The sequence below is a fragment of the Halodurantibacterium daqingense genome (assembly GCF_042666235.1).
Classification (GTDB): Bacteria; Pseudomonadota; Alphaproteobacteria; order Rhodobacterales; family Rhodobacteraceae; genus Halodurantibacterium; species Halodurantibacterium daqingensis.
Map to the genome: position 1 here is coordinate 151,697 of NZ_JBHTFQ010000005.1, position 17,121 is coordinate 168,817.

Annotated in this window: 17 protein-coding genes; 4 read left to right on the plus strand and 13 right to left on the minus strand. The window is 64.6% G+C overall.

Annotated elements, in window-relative coordinates:
* Positions 1-513 precede the first annotated feature (513 nt).
* From ACFQXB_RS10530 to ACFQXB_RS10545, 4 genes are all read left to right on the plus strand, one after another.
* Positions 514-1,566, plus strand: coding sequence for an SDR family oxidoreductase (locus ACFQXB_RS10530; RefSeq protein ID WP_377403150.1), 1,053 nt, complete (start codon positions 514-516; stop codon positions 1,564-1,566).
* Complete coding sequence (locus ACFQXB_RS10535; RefSeq protein ID WP_377403152.1) at positions 1,566-2,375, plus strand: alpha/beta fold hydrolase; 810 nt, start codon at positions 1,566-1,568, stop codon at positions 2,373-2,375. The genes ACFQXB_RS10530 and ACFQXB_RS10535 overlap by 1 nt, the downstream gene beginning before the upstream one ends.
* Complete coding sequence (locus tag ACFQXB_RS10540; protein ID WP_377403154.1) at positions 2,375-3,793, plus strand: hypothetical protein; 1,419 nt, start codon at positions 2,375-2,377, stop codon at positions 3,791-3,793. Before ACFQXB_RS10535 ends, ACFQXB_RS10540 begins: the two co-directional genes overlap by 1 nt.
* Positions 3,794-4,150: 357 nt before the next feature.
* Positions 4,151-6,337, plus strand: a complete 2,187-nt coding sequence (locus ACFQXB_RS10545) for a methyl-accepting chemotaxis protein (protein WP_377403156.1) — start codon at positions 4,151-4,153, stop codon at positions 6,335-6,337.
* 110 nt (positions 6,338-6,447) lie between these two features.
* Here ACFQXB_RS10545 and copM read toward each other — a convergent pair whose 3' ends face one another.
* The 13 genes from copM to ACFQXB_RS10610 all read right to left on the minus strand — a co-directional run bounded on the left by copM (position 6,448) and on the right by ACFQXB_RS10610 (position 17,019).
* Positions 6,448-6,819, minus strand: a complete 372-nt coding sequence (gene copM, locus ACFQXB_RS10550) for a CopM family metallochaperone (protein ID WP_377403158.1) — start codon at positions 6,817-6,819, stop codon at positions 6,448-6,450.
* Positions 6,820-6,829: 10 nt separating this feature from the next.
* A complete protein-coding gene (locus tag ACFQXB_RS10555) occupies positions 6,830-7,036 on the minus strand; it encodes a heavy-metal-associated domain-containing protein (RefSeq protein WP_377403160.1) in 207 nt (68 codons plus the stop codon).
* 82 nt (positions 7,037-7,118) lie between these two features.
* The gene (locus tag ACFQXB_RS10560) at positions 7,119-7,538 is read right to left on the minus strand and encodes a Cu(I)-responsive transcriptional regulator (protein ID WP_377403162.1); all 420 of its coding nucleotides are present in this window, start codon (positions 7,536-7,538) and stop codon (positions 7,119-7,121) included.
* A complete protein-coding gene (locus ACFQXB_RS10565) occupies positions 7,535-10,027 on the minus strand; it encodes a heavy metal translocating P-type ATPase (protein WP_377403164.1) in 2,493 nt (830 codons plus the stop codon). The genes ACFQXB_RS10560 and ACFQXB_RS10565 overlap by 4 nt, the downstream gene beginning before the upstream one ends.
* A 70-nt stretch (positions 10,028-10,097) precedes the next feature.
* Positions 10,098-10,793 carry a fumarylacetoacetate hydrolase family protein gene (locus ACFQXB_RS10570; protein ID WP_377403166.1) on the minus strand — a complete coding sequence of 232 codons (696 nt, stop codon included), beginning with the start codon at positions 10,791-10,793 and terminating at the stop codon, positions 10,098-10,100.
* Between the two features lie 475 nt (positions 10,794-11,268).
* Positions 11,269-11,517, minus strand: coding sequence for a hypothetical protein (locus ACFQXB_RS10575; RefSeq protein ID WP_377403168.1), 249 nt, complete (start codon positions 11,515-11,517; stop codon positions 11,269-11,271).
* A 536-nt stretch (positions 11,518-12,053) separates the two neighbouring features.
* Positions 12,054-12,437, minus strand: coding sequence for a hypothetical protein (locus ACFQXB_RS10580; RefSeq protein WP_377403170.1), 384 nt, complete (start codon positions 12,435-12,437; stop codon positions 12,054-12,056).
* Positions 12,434-12,820 (minus strand): response regulator, encoded by a 387-nt coding sequence (locus ACFQXB_RS10585; protein WP_377403172.1) that lies wholly within the window; start codon positions 12,818-12,820, stop codon positions 12,434-12,436. The genes ACFQXB_RS10580 and ACFQXB_RS10585 overlap by 4 nt, the downstream gene beginning before the upstream one ends.
* 11 nt (positions 12,821-12,831) lie before the next feature.
* The gene (locus tag ACFQXB_RS10590) at positions 12,832-13,719 is read right to left on the minus strand and encodes a CheR family methyltransferase (RefSeq protein WP_377403174.1); all 888 of its coding nucleotides are present in this window, start codon (positions 13,717-13,719) and stop codon (positions 12,832-12,834) included.
* Positions 13,716-14,183: a chemotaxis protein CheW gene (locus ACFQXB_RS10595; RefSeq protein ID WP_377403176.1), complete on the minus strand. Its 468-nt coding sequence runs from the start codon at positions 14,181-14,183 to the stop codon at positions 13,716-13,718. Before ACFQXB_RS10595 ends, ACFQXB_RS10590 begins: the two co-directional genes overlap by 4 nt.
* Positions 14,184-14,187: 4 nt before the next feature.
* The gene (locus ACFQXB_RS10600) at positions 14,188-16,314 is read right to left on the minus strand and encodes a chemotaxis protein CheA (protein ID WP_377403178.1); all 2,127 of its coding nucleotides are present in this window, start codon (positions 16,312-16,314) and stop codon (positions 14,188-14,190) included.
* Positions 16,315-16,321: 7 nt separating this feature from the next.
* Entirely contained in the window at positions 16,322-16,690 is a 369-nt protein-coding gene (locus tag ACFQXB_RS10605; RefSeq protein WP_377403180.1) for a response regulator, read from the minus strand.
* A complete protein-coding gene (locus ACFQXB_RS10610; protein WP_377403182.1) occupies positions 16,687-17,019 on the minus strand; it encodes an STAS domain-containing protein in 333 nt (110 codons plus the stop codon). Before ACFQXB_RS10610 ends, ACFQXB_RS10605 begins: the two co-directional genes overlap by 4 nt.
* Positions 17,020-17,121 lie beyond the last annotated feature (102 nt).

Genomic DNA, 17,121 nt, shown 5'->3' on the forward strand with positions numbered 1-17,121 from the left:
CTCGGCGCATCCGTGGATACGGCCGCTTCGCCTGAGCGACCAACGATGGCGCCCGCTGGATCGCAACCGAAGGGGTTCTTCCTGTTCTTCCCATCAGACCGATTGGCTGGCCGCGAACGGGGCGCTGGCAGAGCGGGCGCGCAACCGGCGACAGTTCCGGGGCTGTCCCCCAGAACCGAGGGCGAAGCGCCCGTTCTTAATGCCGCCAAGCGGGGGTTTCCGAAGGGTCGATGGCTCCCCTGCCGGGTATCGGCCGCCACGCCGGCCCTTCGCCTGGACCAGAGGCCAGATGCGGTCGGTTCGCGCGCCAGGCGACGCTGCCGGGCATTCAGCGTTCCGATACCCCGGGCACTGACACGGCTCAAGCGCACCAGCCATGCGCCGAAGATCGGGGAGCTGCACGTCAGACCTGCCCGCGCGTGCCCGCCAGCTCGGTGCGCGACCGGGCGAATGATCGGAACATCTCGGCTTACTTCCGGTTGTCGGAGCGAAAAATCCTTACGGGAGAAAGAGATGCCACAGAAGCTGAGAGACGCTGTCGTCGTCGTGACTGGCGCATCAAGCGGAATCGGGCGCGCGACGGCACGCATGTTCGCTGACCGCGGTGCGACGGTGGTGCTGGCCGCCCGCCGCGCCGAGGCGCTGGAAGAGGTCGCCACCGAATGCCGCAACGCCGGCGCGAACGCCCTGGTCGTGCCCACGGATGTACGCGACGAAGATCAGGTGCGCCGGCTGTGTCAGGCCGCGGTGGAACAGTTCGGAAGGATTGACGTGTGGGTGAACAATGCGGGCGTCGCCATGTTCGGCCGCTTCGAGGAGATCCCCCGCGAAATCTTCGACAATGTGATCAAGACCAATCTGTTCGGCTATGTTCACGGCGCGCGGGCGGTGCTGCCGGTGTTTCGCGAACAGGGTCATGGGGTCCTGATCAACAACGCCTCGATGGTGTCCTATGTGGGTCAGCCCTATACCAGTGGCTATGTGGCGTCCAAGCACGCGATCCGCGGCCTGGGCGAAAGCCTGCGGATGGAACTGATGGACGCGCCCGACATCCATGTCTGCACGGTGATGCCCGCCACGATCGACACGCCGCTGTTCCATCATGCCGCCAATTACACCGGCCGCGGTGCGAAGGGCATGGAGCCGATCTATCCGGCAGAGCTCTGCGCGGCGACGATCGTGCAGATGGCCGAACGCCCCATGCGCGAGGTCTTCGTCGGCAATTCCGGTCGGATGCTGGCCAGGATCCATGCGGTCGCGCCCGGCCTGACCGAGCGGCTCATGGCGCGGATGGTCGAGCGCAATCACCTGCGCGATACGCCCGCCCCCCATAGCCCAGGCAATATCCTGGCACCCATGGCCGAATGGACCGGTGTCAGCGGCAACTGGCGCAACGAAGCCTCTGACGGACGGTCGGGTGCCCTGCGTCTGGGCCTTCTCGGGCTGGGGCTGGCAGGGGTCGCCTGCCTGGGGTGGCATCTTGTGCGGGAACGCAGGCCCGAGCCGCGCTGGCGCCGGGCGCTGCCACGTCAGCTGCGCTCCCGCCGGCGGCGTGGGTGGGTCTGATGCGGCTCTGGCCCCGCGATGACAGCCACGAGGAGGGCGTGCGCTCCCAGTGGCACCGGCTGGAGGGGCTGCGCATCCATTCCCGCCGCTCGGATCAGCGGCCGCGGCATGCGGGGCCACCGATTGTCTGCGTCCATGGCCAGGTAGTCTCGAGCCGTTACATGACGCCGCTGATCCAGCGCATGGGCGCGCGCTTCCCCACCGTTGCGCCGGACCTGCCCGGCTTTGGCCGCAGCGACAAGCCGAACAAGGTGCTGACAATCCGCGAGCTTGCCGATGTCCTGGCCCACTGGATGCGCGCCGCCCTGGGGCGGCCGGCTGTGCTTCTGGGCAATTCGCTTGGTTGCCAGATCGCGGTGGAATGCGCAGTTCGACATCCCGAAACGGTTCAGGCCCTGGTGCTGCAGGGGCCGACGGCCGATCCGCGGTTGCGAAGTCCGGGACGCGCGGCGCTTGCCAATACGCTCAATACCTTCCGCGAAAGCTCGGTCGGGATCGGGCCGCTTCTGGACTATCTGCAGGCAGGGCCGTGGCGGGCGATCCGCACCGCCCAATACCTGCTTGCCGACCGGATCGAGAAGAAACTGCCCCAGATCCATCAGCCCGCACTGGTTGTGCGCGGCGCCAAGGACCTGAACGTAAGCCAGGGCTGGGCGGAAGAGGTCACGCGTCTGCTGCCGCGGGGCGAACTGCGTGTCATTCCCGGCGCGGCACATACGATGGTTGCGGTCGGCGCCCTGGAACTGGTGCGGGTCGCAACGCCATTTCTCCTCTCGCTGGACGAGAGGGCAGAGAAAGGAGCCTCATGATGCGGCCATTTCCGCCGTCCTATATCTCGAACTTCGATTCCGCTTCGGGCTTTCTGCGTGCCACGGCGCTTGCGCTCAAAGGCAAGGATTTTCCCGGCTGGGGCCTTGGCAGACCGGTCAAGAAGATCCTGCCGCTGGCCTCGCACCTGCCCGAATCCATACGCGAACTGATCTACGCGGGCGGTGGTCTGGGCGAGGGAATCGCGCCGTCGCAGACAGGCAAGGTCAGCGCCGAGCGGATTGCGGCATGGGTCACCGGGCTTTATCCGCGCCGCCCCTACCCCGGGGTGATGATCGGATCGTCAAACGGGGCGCTGACGCATCTTGCGACGGCGCTGGGAATGCCCTGGTTGCCCCAGACGATGTTCGTGCCCGTGCGTCAGACAAATGTGCATCCCGACGATGCCATTCCCGGCCTCGACAGCCACCGCGAAGCCGGCGAGGCGCTGCTCGCCGCCAATCCGGAACTTCAGCTGCATCACATGCATGATCCGAACCAGGATCGACTGATGCTGCACACCATGACCTATTTCCGGGTCAAGTGGCGTCGTCTCGCCGAGGCCTACAAGCAGTTCCTGCGCGACACGCTGTCACCCGGCGATCCGATCATCCTGATCGATTGCCAGCGGAAATGGCCCGTCACTAGGGTGTCGGACCGGTATTTCTTTCAGTTCGGCGCGCTCGGCGGCGCCTCGGAGAAGGATTTTTTCGAAGGCAGCCCCGCGGTGGCCGAGTATCTGGAGAAATACGGAAGCCATCGTCGCAAGTGGGAGCCGCCGGCCCCCGACCACACTGCGCCCGAGGCGGAATGGGGCTTCGAACCCGCCCTGCGCGCCGACCTCGAGGCTTTCGCGCGGGAACAGGGTCATCCGATCATCACCGTGAGTTTTGAGGAACCCGAGGATCTTTCGCCCCTGGTGGCCGAGTTCCACCGCAGCCTTTACCATGCGCGCGGCATGGCGGCAAACCGCCTGTTCGTCGAGAGCTTCCTCATGGTCGAGCCGCACTGGACGCTGCGCACCGGCTCGGTGCCCTACTGGATGAAGTTCAACATGCAGCCCTCGCTCGAGGCGCTGGAACGATATCTGAACGGGGCCGAACGCTACGAGGACATTCACCTGACACTGTTCCAGCACGGCGTCGATTGCGTGGGCCTGCCTCCGATCGACGACTGGCGGCGTCTGATCGCCACGCATGCGTCGCGCCGCGGCGCGTTTCTTGGCTTTGATCCCGATCTCTATCCCCGCGACTTCGGGGCGCTGGCAGGATATCAGGATGCGGTGCAACAGGACATCAAGGCACGCTATCCTCTTCCGGGGCCGGTGACGCTCGGGCAGTTCGGCAGCTTCATCGCCAGCCGTGGAGACGCGTTCGCGCCCCGGTGGGACGGTCTGCCAACCGAGGAGGACAGCAGGTGACGCAGCCTCAGCCGGTGCCAATCGTGCCCCATTTGCATTGGCTCGCAACTCGGCCCCCCGCGCGCCTCAGGTCGGGCGCATCCTGCCACTGGTGACTGCACCGAAGCGGCCTTCCTCTGCGAGCATGAACCGCCGCCGAAGACCGGTTCGGCGCTACGCCGTTGCGGCGCGGCAGGTCCGTGGCCGGTCGGCCAGCGCCTTTTCAACAATCCGCAGCTTGTCGGCGGCCGTGGTTCACCTGGCGTAACAACGTGGTTCACCTGGCGTAATAAACAGCAGGCCTCGGGCGAAACCTAACTGAATCTTAGGATTTCAAAGCGACCGTCTCCGCAGCATGCAAGGAGATGAGGCACCCAGATGCGGAACATATCGATCAGACTCAAGATACTCGGCGGTTTTGGGGGGATGGTCATACTGCTGACGGTGCTCGCCGTCACCGCCTTTGGCGGCGTGAACCGGATCACCGAGACCTTCCAGGATTATCGGACGGCCGCACGGGAGTCGGCGATCGCGAAGGAAATGTCGCTGGGATTGGCGCAGATGCGCTTCCGGCTGGTCTACTGGATGGCCACACGCAGCCCCGGGCAGATCGACCAGTTCGCCGCCGAATCGGCGAAACTGGTCGAAATCACGGAGCGTGCGCACGACATCCTTCTCAGGCCCGATCAGCAAGGTCAGCTTGCCGATATCGAGCGCAAGGTGGCGGCCTATATGGATGGCTTTGACCGGATGGTTGCCCAGCATTCCGCCGCGACGGAAGCGATTGCCCGCCTTGCAGCGCTGGAACGGCCGATGCAGGAAACGGCAATGGCGATCCTGACCGCAGGAGCCGGGGACGGCGATACCCAACTGGTTCTGAGCGGCGGCGAACTTCTGGACAAGGTGCTCGAAGCCCGGGTTCTGACCGAGAGATTCGCCCAGGATGTCGATCCGGCAAAGATCGAACAGATCCAGTCGACGCTCGCCTTGGCAGACGAGTTGAACGAAGCCTTGCACAACAGCACGGCGAGCCCGCTTCGGCGGTCGCTTTCGCAGCAGCTGCGTGACCTCATCTCGAACTACCGCAGCGAATCCGACAATCTGGCTACGGCGCTGTTCGCACGTGAAACGACCTTCCGGCAGGATCTTGTGCCACTTGGGCCCGAACTGAACGAAATATTCTCGGCTGTTGCCGGGGCCGCCGATGACGCCCGCGACCGGCTCGGTGCCCTGGGGCTTGACCAGTCGGGCCAAACGGTCCGTCTGGTGGTGGGTATTGCAGCGGCCTGCATCTTTTCCGGCATCCTGCTGGGCTGGTGGCTGGGGCAGCGCATCTCCAACGGCGTCACGGGCGTATCCACCGCAATGAGCAGCATCGCGCAGCGCAAGTTCGAAACGGTGGTTCCCGGCGTGGATCATGGCGACGAGATCGGTGTGATCGCTCGCAATCTGTCGGAATTCCGGGACCAGCTTGCCGAGGCGGCGCGCCAGCAGGCGGGTCAGCGGCAACGGCAGATCGAGCAGGAACGCGTGGTTCGCGACCTGACCCAGGGGCTGGAGCGGCTGGCCGAAGGCGACCTGACCCAGAAGATCGACAGCCCGCCGGCAAACCCCTTCCCGTCGGATTACGAGCAGTTGCGTCAGACGTTCAATGGCCTGGTCGACAGTTTGAACGACATGGTTCTTGCCATCTCGGAAAGCGCGGGCGGCGTGCGCGGCGGGGCGACCGAAATCGCCCAGGTCGCACAGGATCTGTCCTCGCGCGCGGAAACCCAGGCGGCCACGCTTGAACAATCGGCGGCCTCGCTCAACGAGCTGACCGAAAGCGTGCGGGCGACGGCCAGCAAGGCCGCCCAGGCGAGCCAGGCCACACTTGAGAACAAGCGTGAAGCGGAAGCCGGCGGCGCGATTGTGCGCGAAGCGGTCGCCGCCATGCGGCAGATCGAGAAAAGCTCGGATCAGATTACCCGGATCATCGGTGTGATCGACGACATCAGCTTCCAGACCAATCTGCTTGCGCTCAATGCCGGGGTCGAGGCCGCCCGCGCGGGGGACGCAGGACGAGGATTTGCTGTCGTCGCTTCCGAGGTTCGGGCGCTCGCGCAACGCGCCTCGGACTCGGCGCGCGAAATCAAGGCGCTCATTTCGGAAAGTTCGCAGCAGGTCGAGGAAGGCAGCGCCCTTGTCGGAAAGACCGGCGCAAGCCTCGAAGACATCCTGCGCAAGGTTTCGGAGGTGTCGACCCTGGTGGCCGAAATTGCCACTGCTGCCAACGATCAGGCCCGCGGCCTGACCGAGATCAACACCGGTGTGAACCAGATCGACGTGGCAACGCAGCAGAACGCGGCCGTCGCCGAGCAGAGTACGGCAGCTGCCACCTCCCTTCTGTCGGAGGCCGAGCAGTTGAACGATACCCTCGCACGGTTCCGGGTGGCCGAGACCCGGCCGAAGGTGCCGACAACTGCGTCGCGGCCCGATGGGCGTGCTGCGGCTGCCCCGGCGCAACGCCCCGCCCCGGCCCGAAAGGCGTCTGTGGCAGGTGCCGGATCCTGGGAATCATTCTGAGCTGCCGCGCAGATGCAGACCGGGCGCCCGTGCCCTATCCCATCGATGACAGCCGCGCCGCCGCAGGGCGGCGCGGTTGCCACATCAGCCCCTGGCGTCGCCGTCCCGTGTCATTGGTCGTGACGGGCCAGCCAGTCCTTCAGAAAGGCGATCTCGGCCTCCTGTGCCGCGATGATCTCTTCGGCCAGGGCGCGCAACTCCGGATCGTGGCCATGCGCAAGCACAATCTGCGCCATTGCTACCGCACCTTCATGGTGCGGGATCATGCCGCGCGCAAAGTCGATATCGGCGTCTCCGGAATAATCGATCTCCATGTCCGCATGCATTCGCGCATTAGCCGCGGCGAAGGCCTCGGTCGAGGGGCTGGTCGTTCCGGGTTGCCCATGATGCGCATGCCCGTGGCCCGGCGTCTGACCACTTGCCGCGCTGGCCAGGGCAAGAAGCGTTGCGGATGCAACAGCGGCTATAAATCGGTTCGGCATAGAATTCTCCTTATTTGACGGATCGGTCGCTGGTCGCCTCGTAACCTTCCTCGCGGATCACAGCGAGAACCGCGGCCTCGTCATCCGCGCCCTCAACCCGCACCCGCCCCGCATCACGATCAATGGTGACCGTTGCGGACGGCGCATGGGTGAGGATCGCAGTGCGGATTGCCGCTTCACAATGTCCGCATGTCATGCCTGTTACATGAAATTCCATCGAAGCTCCTTTCAACGCCGGGCGAATCCAGCCTGGCCGTTGTGAATGTTCCAGTCACTGGAAGGTCAAGTGCCCGAGAGCTTTACGGCGGCAGCTTCCCGGCCGGAAGCGAGGCGCGTTTTCCGGCAAGATCGGCGAGGATCGGGCAGTCGGGTCGCTTGTCACCGGCGCAGGCAGCGACGAGCTGCGACAGCGTGGCCTGCAGGCTTTGCAGTTCGGCGATCTTGGCCGCGATCCTGTCAAGATGCGTCCGGGCCAGCCGTTTGACATCCTCGCTCGCGCGGGAATCATCGGCATAAAGCTCAAGCAGGGCGCGGCATTCCTCGATGCTGAACCCCAGCGCGCGCGCACGGCCCAGAAACGCGAGCTTGTGAACGTCGTTCTCCCGAAAGACGCGATAGCCGTTCATGTCGCGCAGGGGCCGGACCAGGCCGATATCCTCGTAATAGCGGATTGTCTTTGCGGGAAGGCCAGAAACCTGCGCGGCGCGCTTGATGTTCATGGGATGGCCCCGCTCGCGAGTGTCGGTTCGGATATGCTCGAATGGCTTCCGCGACGATCGGCTGCAACCCTGCGCAACCGCAGCGCATTGGCCAGAACGAAGACACTGGACAGCGCCATTGCCCCTGCGGCAAGCGGCGGCGACAGAAGCAGCCCGAAGGCCGGGAAAAGCACGCCCGCAGCAACCGGGATCAAGGCCGTATTGTAGGCAAAGGCCCAGAAGAGATTCTGGCGGATATTGCGCATGGTGTGCCGGCTGACCTCCAGCGCGTTGATGACACCGTTCAGATCTCCGGACATCAGCACCACTTCGGCGCTTTCGATCGCCACGTCAGTTCCGGTTCCGATCGCAACGCCGACATCGGCGGCGGCCAGCGCCGGTGCGTCATTGACCCCATCCCCGACAAAGGCAACGGAACCCTCGGCCTGCAAGGCCCGGATCGCCTCGACCTTGCCATCGGGCAGAACCTCGGCGACCACATGGTCGATGCCCAGCTCGGCGGCGATGGCCATGGCGGTCGCACGGTTGTCACCGCTGATCATTGCAACGCGCAGCCCCAGCCGATGGAGCGCCGCGATAGCCCCCGGGGTAGAGGCCTTCATGCGGTCCGCCACGGCGATCATCGCGGCAGCGGTCCCGTCGATCGCGACGTAAAGCGGCGTATCGCCGCGTGCGGCCCGGGCCGCACCCGCATCGGCAAGGGCACCCAGGGATACCCGCTCGCGCGTCATCAGGCGGTCGGCGCCCACCAGGATGCTTCGCCCATCAACCTCGGCCTGCAGGCCAAGGCCGGTCAGTGCGGCGAACCGGACGACTTCGGGCAGCGCAAGCCCGCGCGCCTCGGCCGCCTCGACGATCGCCCGGCCGACGGGATGCTCCGAACGTGCCTCGACCGCGGCGACCAGTCGCAGGATCTCATCCGCCTTTTGTCCCGGCGCAAGCTCGAGCGCAACCAGGGCCGGCCGGCCCTCGGTCAGCGTGCCGGTCTTGTCGAAGGCAACGGTCCTGACGCCCGCCAGGGCCTGCAAGGCCCCTCCCCGGCGGAACAGAACCCCAAGATCGGCAGCCCGCCCGGTGCCCACCATGATCGATGTAGGCGTGGCCAGCCCCATCGCGCAGGGGCAGGCAATGATCAGCACAGCAACGGAAGCGACCATGGCCGGGCCGATCCCTGCCCCGGCCAGCAGCCAGCCGGCCAGTGTCAGCGCCGCGATCGCCATCACCGCAGGCACGAAACGATAGGTCACACGGTCCACCAGCGCCTGAATGGGCAGCTTGGCCCCCTGTGCATCCTGAACCATGCGGATGATCCGCGCCAGAACCGTATCGGCGCCGACATGCGTGGCGCGAAACACCAGCGCGCCGCTGCCGTTCACGGTGCCCCCGGTCACCGTCGCGCCCGGCAGCTTCTGCACCGGCACGGGTTCCCCGGTGATCATGCTCTCGTCCAGGAACGAGCTGCCGCTGACCACCTCGCCGTCAACCGCAACGCGTTCGCCAGGCCGAAGATGCACGCGGTCGCCGGGCCGAATTGCCTCGACCGGCATGTCGACGGTGACCCCTTCGCGTTCGACACGCGCCGCGCGCGGTTGCAACCCCACCAGACGCGCGATCGCGGCGCCCGTCCTGCCACGGGCTCGCGCCTCAAGCCACCGGCCCAGAAGGATCAGGGTGACGATCACCGCCGCAGCCTCGAAATAGACCGCGCGGCTGCCCTCGGGCAGAAGCGACGGCGCGAAAGTTGCAATGACGGAGAACCCGTAAGCGGCACTTGTGCCCACCGCGACAAGGCTGTTCATGTCCGGGGCGCCCCGCACCAACGCCGGAAATCCCTGGCGGTAGAAGCGTCGCCCCGGCCCGGCCAGGACCGCTGTGGTCAGCAGGAATTGCAGGATCCAGCTTTCCCACATGCCGATCGTGTCCATCACCCAGTGATGCATGGCCGGGACTGCATGGCTACCCATCTCGAGCATGAAAACCGGCAGCGTCAGCGCGCCGGCGACAAGCGTCCGCCGCGCCATTTGCCGCGTCTCATCCGACTGCACCGTCGCCTGAGCAGGATCGGGCCGGTCGCCGATGATCTCTGCCGGGTAACCTGCCGCTGTGGCGGCCCGGACCAGCGCTTCGGCGCAGTCCGGCAGCGCGATGTGGCGAACTGTCGCTGTTTCCGTGGCAAGGTTGACCGAGGCTTCAAGCACCCCTTCGACCTGTTGCAGCGCGCGCTCGACCCTGCCCACGCAGGATGCACAGGTCATGTCGTGCAGGGCAAGCCGCGTCCGTGTTTCGGCCGCCGGATATCCGGCCCGCGCAAGGGCTGCGGCCACTTCCGCCAGATCGAACCCGCCTTCGATGCGCAGGGTGCTGGTAGCAAGGCTTGCCTCGGCGCGATCGACGCCTGACAGCGAGGCGACCGCCCGCTCGGCGCGGCCGATGCATCCAGCGCAACTGATCCCGGTCAGGGGCAGGAGAAGGGTTCGGGAAACGGACATGGAGCGCTCCTTCCGAGTCGTTTCCCCCCTTGTGAACCTTCCCGTGACTGGAAGGTCAAGCGCTGCAGCGTCACGTCACCGCGACTGCGAGCGGTATGAGGCCGTCGATTTCTGCATCGAGCCGGTCGCCCCGCACGACAGGCCCGACCCCGGCCGGGGTGCCCGTCATGATCAGATCGCCCGGCTGCAACGTGAAGAGACGGGACAGGTATGCGATGATCTCTGGCGTTTTCCAGATCATCTGGGCAAGATCGCCGGCCTGCCGGGGTGCGCCATTTACCCGCAGGGTGATCGTACCTGCTTCGGGATGCCCGATGCGACTTGCCGGAACAAGGGTGCCGCAGGGCGCAGAATGGTCGAAGGCCTTGCCAACCTCCCAAGGGCGACCCAGTGCCTTTGCCTCGGCCTGCAGATCGCGCCGTGTCATGTCCAGCCCCACGGCGTAACCGAAAACATGTTCGAGAGCCGTTTCGACAGGAATATCGGCCCCACCGCGTGACAGGGCCACCACCAGCTCAACCTCGTGGTGCACATCCCCTGTTGCGGGCGGATAGGGAAAAGCCGCGCCATCCGTCGCAAGGTTTGATGGGCTCTTGAGGAAAAAGAACGGCGGCTCCTTGTCGGGATCATGCCCCATTTCGACGGCATGGGCGGCATAGTTGCGCCCCACGCAGAAGATCCGGTGCACGGGAAAACGCTTGTCGGTCCCTGCTACGGGAAGGCTGGAGCAAGCGGGCGGATCGATAACGTAGGCAGGGGATGTCATCAGCTTCTCCTCGCGATTGGGTCGCGCATTACTGGCATGACTGTGGCTACTTGGCGAGGGCATCGTCGCTGCGCGCTGGCGCCCTTGCATCGGGATCGTGGTTCCCCGCACCTCTCGCGTCCACTGGGGGCATCACGAAGGCAGGCCGCCGATCGGGTGATCATGCACATCGCCGATGCCACGCGGGTCCGTGCAGGGCACCTGTCCGGGCGGTCTGATTCCGCGAACCCGACAGGTCCGCGATACCTTCGGAGGCTTTGTTTCGACCGCAGTCAAACCGGCCAGCGCAGGATACCGTTCAAGACGATGCCTGGCCGAGGCGGGCGCGTCCGTCAGCAGGACGCTCACGCCCGGACCTGAGCAGGCGCGATCTGTCCGGCCGCCCGCAGCGCCGGTCCTTCCGCCGTGAACACCCGGCCAGACGATGCGCCGCGAACGACCGGAACGTCCCGCCGCCTGGCCTTCCCCCGCGACATCAGCGGTGCGGCGTTTCCATCGCCAGAAGAAGCAGCCGGAACTCGTCTGCTTCGGCGGCCAGAAGCGCCATCTCGGGCGTCGGCACCGCGCCCGGATCCTCCTGATGATCCCGCATCAATTGCCGGTCCTCAAGGAACAGACGCAGATCGGCCTGTGCCTCTGCTGGCAGATGCCGGCCAAGCAGGGCCAGCATCTTGCGGTGGGCAACAAGCCGTCCCTCCAGCGCGGCACATCTGGTCTCCTGCATTATCCCCTCCTGGTTGGTGTCACGTCTGACGCTGATCCGGAACGCGCCGTGATCGAACAGGTTCCGCGGTCGCGGCATCCGCTGTCTGGCTTTGCGGATGCGTCGCGGCCGATCGCGGGCCGCGGTGCGACCGTCTCCGCGTCAAGGCAAGCGAGACGCCAGCAGGCGCGATCGGGCATCCTCCACCACCACCCGCATCCAGTGCCGGGTGAATGCTCGGTTGCCGCATATGTCTTGAACGGTTGGTCAGAAACCGCCGGGGTCATTGAACAGGCCCGCGTCGCTGGTGCCTGATCCCTTGGGCTCCGTGAGAGCCCTCACCTCCGCAGAAGCCAGATGCTTCAGCTGTCGGCCGGCTTCGACGCTCTCAACCAGAAGCATGTTCGAGCTCCGCATTCGGCGCAGCATGCCCGGCCGATACCGCAGGTCATTCCGGTTTCGTCAGAGACGGCCGACGCGCCTCGCGCAGCGCCAGAAAGTCGGCCGCGGAAGCACTGCGTTCGGCAAGTCCGGGTAGTGGGTGGCGACAAACGGCGTCAGAACAAGTGCACTGACCCCGCGTCGGGCAGGTCTGTCTGCGTCATGGAACCTGTCGCCCTGGGTCCCACCAGCCGTTCCGCAAGATCCTGGAGATGGAGAAGGCCGATGGCCCATTCGGAATTGACCTGTACCGAGGCAGGAACTTCCTGCGAGAGGCGGGTCATGAACCGCGTCATATCCTCGATCCCCTGGCGCAGGTAATCCACCTTCTGCCCCTCCTGCAGCAGAAGCTGCCGCATTTCGGTGCCCTGTCCTGCCTCCTGGGCAAGCGCCGCCCCGACAAGCTGGTCGATGCGTGCGGCCTCTTGGGAAAGAGCCGCAAGTTCGTTGGCGCAGCGGTCAAGGACCGCGCCAAGCGCCGACACGGCAGCGTCTGTCATAGCTTGCCCACCACCTGCTCGATGCATTGTTTCATTTGCTCGGTCGTGAACGGCTTCTTGAGAAAGTTGTTCATTGCAAGCTTCTGCCCGCGTTCGATCACCTCCCGGTCGGCGCGCCCCGTGATCAGGATGAAGCCAATACGCTGCGTCGCCTTGTTCATTCGCAAGGCCTCCAGCAATTGCAAGCCGTCAAGGCCCGGCATGTTGTAATCCGACACGACAAGATGCACCGGGTTGGCCGCAAGCATCGTCAGGGCGGAGTGCCCGTCATTCGCGGTCTGGTAATTCGAAATACCGATTTCATCCAGCGCCTGGGTGATGAGCGCCCGGCTCACCGACATGTCGTCGACCACCATGATCCGCAAACTGTTCTTGAGTGACATGCATCGCTTCCTTATCGCTGGTGGAGAGGCTGCGCATCGCGCACCGGCGCTTCCGTGCGCACATAGCTGGTAACGCCTTCGCTGTGAAAATACGGCACTGCCGAGGCAGAGATCCGCTCGGAATGTCCGATGAAAAGATGCCCGCCGGGCGCAAGCAACTGGGCGTAGCGGCGCCAGAGTACATCCTTGGTTTCGGCATCAAGATAGATGACGACATTCCGGCAGAAGATGATGTCGAATGGCCCCTGGAACGGCCATTGCGCCAGGAGATTGAGAACCTTGAACGTAATGATCCCCTTCGCGACGTCGGTCACCTCGTAATAGCCCGTCCGGGTGGCCACCGGACGCAGATAGCGCTGGCGCGTTGCCGCCGGCAAAGGCTCCAGCGCCTGTTCGGAATACTGTCCGGCAGTCGCCGTCGCGATCACCTGAGGATCGATATCTGTTGCCAGGATCTTGACGTCGAACTTCGCAGCCTCGGGCCACATGTCGAGCAAGGTGAACGCCAGGCTGTAGGGCTCTTCTCCGGTGGAACAGCCAGCCGACCAGATCCGCAGTCGCCCGCCACGGCGGGCGCGCTCGATCAGTGGGGGAAGTGCCACCGTGCGAAGACGCTGGAAGTGGTGCTCCTCCCGCATGAAGCGCGTGACATTGGTGGTAAGCGAGGAGATCATGCAGCCGCGTTCATCGCCGCCCTGCCCGCTTTCGACCAGTGCCAGATACTGGGCGAAGCTCTGCATGCCCAGGGTCCGGAGGCGCTTGGACAGGCGGGAGATGACCAGCGGCTTCTTGGAATCCGGCAAGACGATGCCGGATTCACTATACACCAGCTTTGCGAGCCGACGGAACTCATCGGCCGAAAGTGCGATGGCCGGCTGCGCGCCCGCGGCAATCGTCATTTCACGACCCCCAGCGTAGCAGGCATGATCAAATCCAGCTCGATCAGACGGATCAGACGGTCCTCGACCGAAAGCACCGCCTCCACGAATGCCTTCGCCTTGTCGGAAACGACGTCCGGCGTCGGCTTGAAGTCTTCGCCGGGTGCGCTGAGGATGTCTGAAACGGCCTCGACCAGAAGGCCCACCGTCTTGGATCCGATCGTCACGATGATCACGACATGGCGTTCGCTGGGTTCGGCGGCGCCAAGGCCAAGCCGCGCCGAGAGATCAACCACGGGAAGCACGGCGCCCCGAAGGTTCATCACCCCGCGGATGTAGTCGGGGGCGTGTGGCAGGACGGTGGTCGGCGTCCAGCCCCGGATTTCCCGCACCGAACCGATGTCGATGCAGAAGTCCTGACCGGCAACCCGGAAGGACACGATTTCGCGCTGTGTCACGGCGATAGGTTCTGCTGCGGCCGACATGGGTTCAACCTCCTGCTACGGCGAGTCGGTGGGGGACGGCTTCGGCTTCGCTTTTCAGCCCCGAAGCAAGTTCGTCGGTATCGAGGATAAGCGCGATTCGCCCGTCCCCGAGGATCGTTGCGGCCGCAATTCCGGGAATGTGGCCATAGTTGCCTTCAAGTCCCTTGATCACGACCTCGCGTTGATCGACCACACGGTCGACGGCCAGCGCAGTTCGGCTTCCGGCGCTGTTTTCCAGCAACAGCAGGACGCGGCCCTTCAGATCGGACGGACGTTCCTGCAGACCGAGGCAGACCCCAAGGTCAAGGATCGGGATATATCCCCCCCGGATCGACAGGAAGATCCCGTCGGTGCCGATGCGATGGATGTTGGCCGGATCGGCCTGAACGGTTTCCTGAAGGGCCGTCGTCGGCAGGATCAGGGTTTCACCGTTGGCCTCGACAACCATGCCTTCCAGCACTGCAAGCGTCAGCGGCAGGCTGATCGTCACCGTCGTTCCAAAGCCTGGGCGCGAACTGATCGAGACGCGGCCGCCAAGGTTCTGGATCTCGCTCTTCACGACATCCATGCCGACGCCGCGACCCGAAAGGTTCGAAACCTCGGCCTTGGTCGAGAAGCCGGGCAGGAACAGCAGATTGTCGATCTCGTTGTCGGTGAGTTCCTTGTCCGCAGGGATGAGCCCCTTGGAAATCGCAACCTCCCGCACGCGTGGTCTGTTGATCCCGGCTCCGTCATCCGACAGCTCGATGATGACCCTGCCCGAACGATGGGCCGCAGTCAGGATGACGTTGCCTTGCTCGGGCTTGCCATTGGCCAGGCGGATCTCGGGCGGCTCAAGCCCATGATCGACAGCATTGCGGATCATGTGGGTCAGCGGATCGCCAAGCCGTTCGATCACGGTCTTGTCAACCTCGGTTGCGTCGCCGATCGTCGAGAAATGGACGTTCTTTCCAGCCGCCTGCCCCGCCTCACGCGCGATCCGCGCCATGCGCTGGAACAGCGGCTTCACCGGCTGGGCGCGGATCGCCATGATCCGCTCCTGTACCTCGCTGGACAACCTCTTGAGCTGATCGAGCGACACCTCGACCCGATTGCCCTGCGGCAGCTTGACCTCCGAGATGGACTGGGTGAGCATTGCCTGATTGATGACCAACTCGCCCACGAGGTTGATCAGCCGGTCCACCCGCTCAAGATCAACCCGTATCGTCGGTCGTTGCTGCACCGGCGCGCTGGCCGCAGCGGCCGCTGGCGAGGGCGCAACGGAAGGGGCCGCAGCAGTCTGCGCCGGGGCGAGTTCCACCACATGCGCGGGCTCCTTTTTCAGAAGATCCGCATCAGGTGGCGCCTCGATCAGAGGAGAGGGAAAATCCGGCACTTTGTTCCCCTTTTCGGCGTTGATCTCCAGATCGCAGAGTCCCTCGACGAAGTCGAAAACCTCGCGAACGGCCATCTCGGGTTCGGTCGTCTCCAGGTGCAGGATCCAGTCGATGACCGGCTCGTCCCAGACCAGGTTGCTGAGTTGCGGAACCCGATGCAGATCCGCTTCCACCGTCAAAGTGCCAAGCCGGCCGAGCGCCTGGAACAGCAAGGCCGGTTCATTGCCAGTCGCGTAAAGCCCGCGATGCGGCGAGAAGCGGATGACAAAGACGTTCGGACCCTCGGGTTCGTCCGGAGGGGCGCCGAACATATCCAGCGCAAACGTCACGGGGACGAAGGCGGCAGCAGCGGCCTCGTCGGCGGCCCCGTCATCATTTCCGATCAGCGCGGCAAGCTCAGCCACAAGGGCGGCGTTTTCGGCGGGATCGCATTCCTGACCGTTGCGCGCCATGACCACAAGATCTGCAAGCCGATCGCCCGCCCTGTGAAACAGGCGCAGGACATCGTCATCAACCGTCAGCTTCTCGGACCGGACAGCATCCAGAACACTCTCAAATTTATGTGCAAACTCGACCAGGGTGTCGAGGTTGAACGCGCCCGCACCCCCCTTGATCGAATGAACGGCGCGAAAAACCGCGTTCAGCGTCTCCTTGTCGCGCTGACCGCGCCCCATGGCGCCGAAGCCGTCGGAAACCGCTTCGAGCAGATCTTCACATTCTTCAAAAAAGCCTTCACGTATGTCGTTGCCACTCATCGCATCCTCACATCGTCGTCACGCGCTGGATAGCCGCGACGAGCTTTTGCTCGTCGAACGGCTTCACAATCCAGCCGGTCGCACCGGCGTCACGTGCCCGAGCTTTCAGCTCTGGGGCGCTTTCGGTTGTCAGAACCAGGATCGGAAGGGCGCGATATTCACGCTGGCGTCGCACCGCCTCGATAAAGCCGAACCCGTCCATCCTGGGCATGTTGATATCGGTGATGACGATGTCCGGCATTTCCTCGGAAAGACGTTCGAGCCCGTCCAGACCATCCTCCGCAAGCCGGACCTCGAATCCCGCTTCGCGCAGCGCCTGATCGAGAAGGCCCCGCATGGTGCGCGAATCGTCCACGGCAAGCACCTTGATCGTCATGCCACCTCTCCCTGTACGAAAAAGTCCAGCGGGACACCCAGGCGTTCGAGGCCCGAGGTGAACGCCTCCGAGGGATCGATGATTCGAAGCGGCGCCTGATCCTGATCCCACTGCCGTTTGGTCGCAATCAGCACCTGCAGGCACAGCGCGCTGAGTTGCGAGACCCGTGCCGCATTCAGATCCAGCGGTGTCTCCCGCAGATGCTCCAGTGCCTCGGCAAGCTCGTCGGCCGCGTTCAGATCAAGCCGCTCCGGCAGATCGAGCAGCTTTGGCGGTCTTTGTTCTGCCGGTTCGATCGGCAGGGCAGAATCCTCTGTTGTGTCAGTCATGAGTCTGGCTGGCCTCCGGCGTTCGTTGAACCTCGCAGCGCGGCTGCGGTAAAAACGATCTACAGGACGGTCTTTAAGAAACAGTTACATCGCACGGGCAGG

Excerpts from the sequence above, each read along its gene's own strand:
- ACFQXB_RS10610 (WP_377403182.1), bottom strand. The coding sequence starts at position 17,019 with ATGACTGACACAACAGAGGATTCTGCCCTGCCGATCGAACCGGCAGAA.
- ACFQXB_RS10545 (WP_377403156.1), top strand. The coding sequence starts at position 4,151 with ATGCGGAACATATCGATCAGACTCAAGATACTCGGCGGTTTTGGGGGG.
- ACFQXB_RS10535 (WP_377403152.1), top strand. The coding sequence starts at position 1,566 with ATGCGGCTCTGGCCCCGCGATGACAGCCACGAGGAGGGCGTGCGCTCC.
- ACFQXB_RS10575 (WP_377403168.1), bottom strand. The coding sequence starts at position 11,517 with ATGCAGGAGACCAGATGTGCCGCGCTGGAGGGACGGCTTGTTGCCCAC.
- ACFQXB_RS10590 (WP_377403174.1), bottom strand. The coding sequence starts at position 13,719 with ATGACGATTGCCGCGGGCGCGCAGCCGGCCATCGCACTTTCGGCCGAT.
- ACFQXB_RS10605 (WP_377403180.1), bottom strand. The coding sequence starts at position 16,690 with ATGACGATCAAGGTGCTTGCCGTGGACGATTCGCGCACCATGCGGGGC.
- copM (WP_377403158.1), bottom strand. The coding sequence starts at position 6,819 with ATGCCGAACCGATTTATAGCCGCTGTTGCATCCGCAACGCTTCTTGCC.
- ACFQXB_RS10600 (WP_377403178.1), bottom strand. The coding sequence starts at position 16,314 with ATGAGTGGCAACGACATACGTGAAGGCTTTTTTGAAGAATGTGAAGAT.
- ACFQXB_RS10540 (WP_377403154.1), top strand. The coding sequence starts at position 2,375 with ATGCGGCCATTTCCGCCGTCCTATATCTCGAACTTCGATTCCGCTTCG.
- ACFQXB_RS10570 (WP_377403166.1), bottom strand. The coding sequence starts at position 10,793 with ATGACATCCCCTGCCTACGTTATCGATCCGCCCGCTTGCTCCAGCCTT.
- ACFQXB_RS10580 (WP_377403170.1), bottom strand. The coding sequence starts at position 12,437 with ATGACAGACGCTGCCGTGTCGGCGCTTGGCGCGGTCCTTGACCGCTGC.
- ACFQXB_RS10530 (WP_377403150.1), top strand. The coding sequence starts at position 514 with ATGCCACAGAAGCTGAGAGACGCTGTCGTCGTCGTGACTGGCGCATCA.
- ACFQXB_RS10560 (WP_377403162.1), bottom strand. The coding sequence starts at position 7,538 with ATGAACATCAAGCGCGCCGCGCAGGTTTCTGGCCTTCCCGCAAAGACA.
- ACFQXB_RS10555 (WP_377403160.1), bottom strand. The coding sequence starts at position 7,036 with ATGGAATTTCATGTAACAGGCATGACATGCGGACATTGTGAAGCGGCA.
- ACFQXB_RS10595 (WP_377403176.1), bottom strand. The coding sequence starts at position 14,183 with ATGTCGGCCGCAGCAGAACCTATCGCCGTGACACAGCGCGAAATCGTG.
- ACFQXB_RS10565 (WP_377403164.1), bottom strand. The coding sequence starts at position 10,027 with ATGTCCGTTTCCCGAACCCTTCTCCTGCCCCTGACCGGGATCAGTTGC.
- ACFQXB_RS10585 (WP_377403172.1), bottom strand. The coding sequence starts at position 12,820 with ATGTCACTCAAGAACAGTTTGCGGATCATGGTGGTCGACGACATGTCG.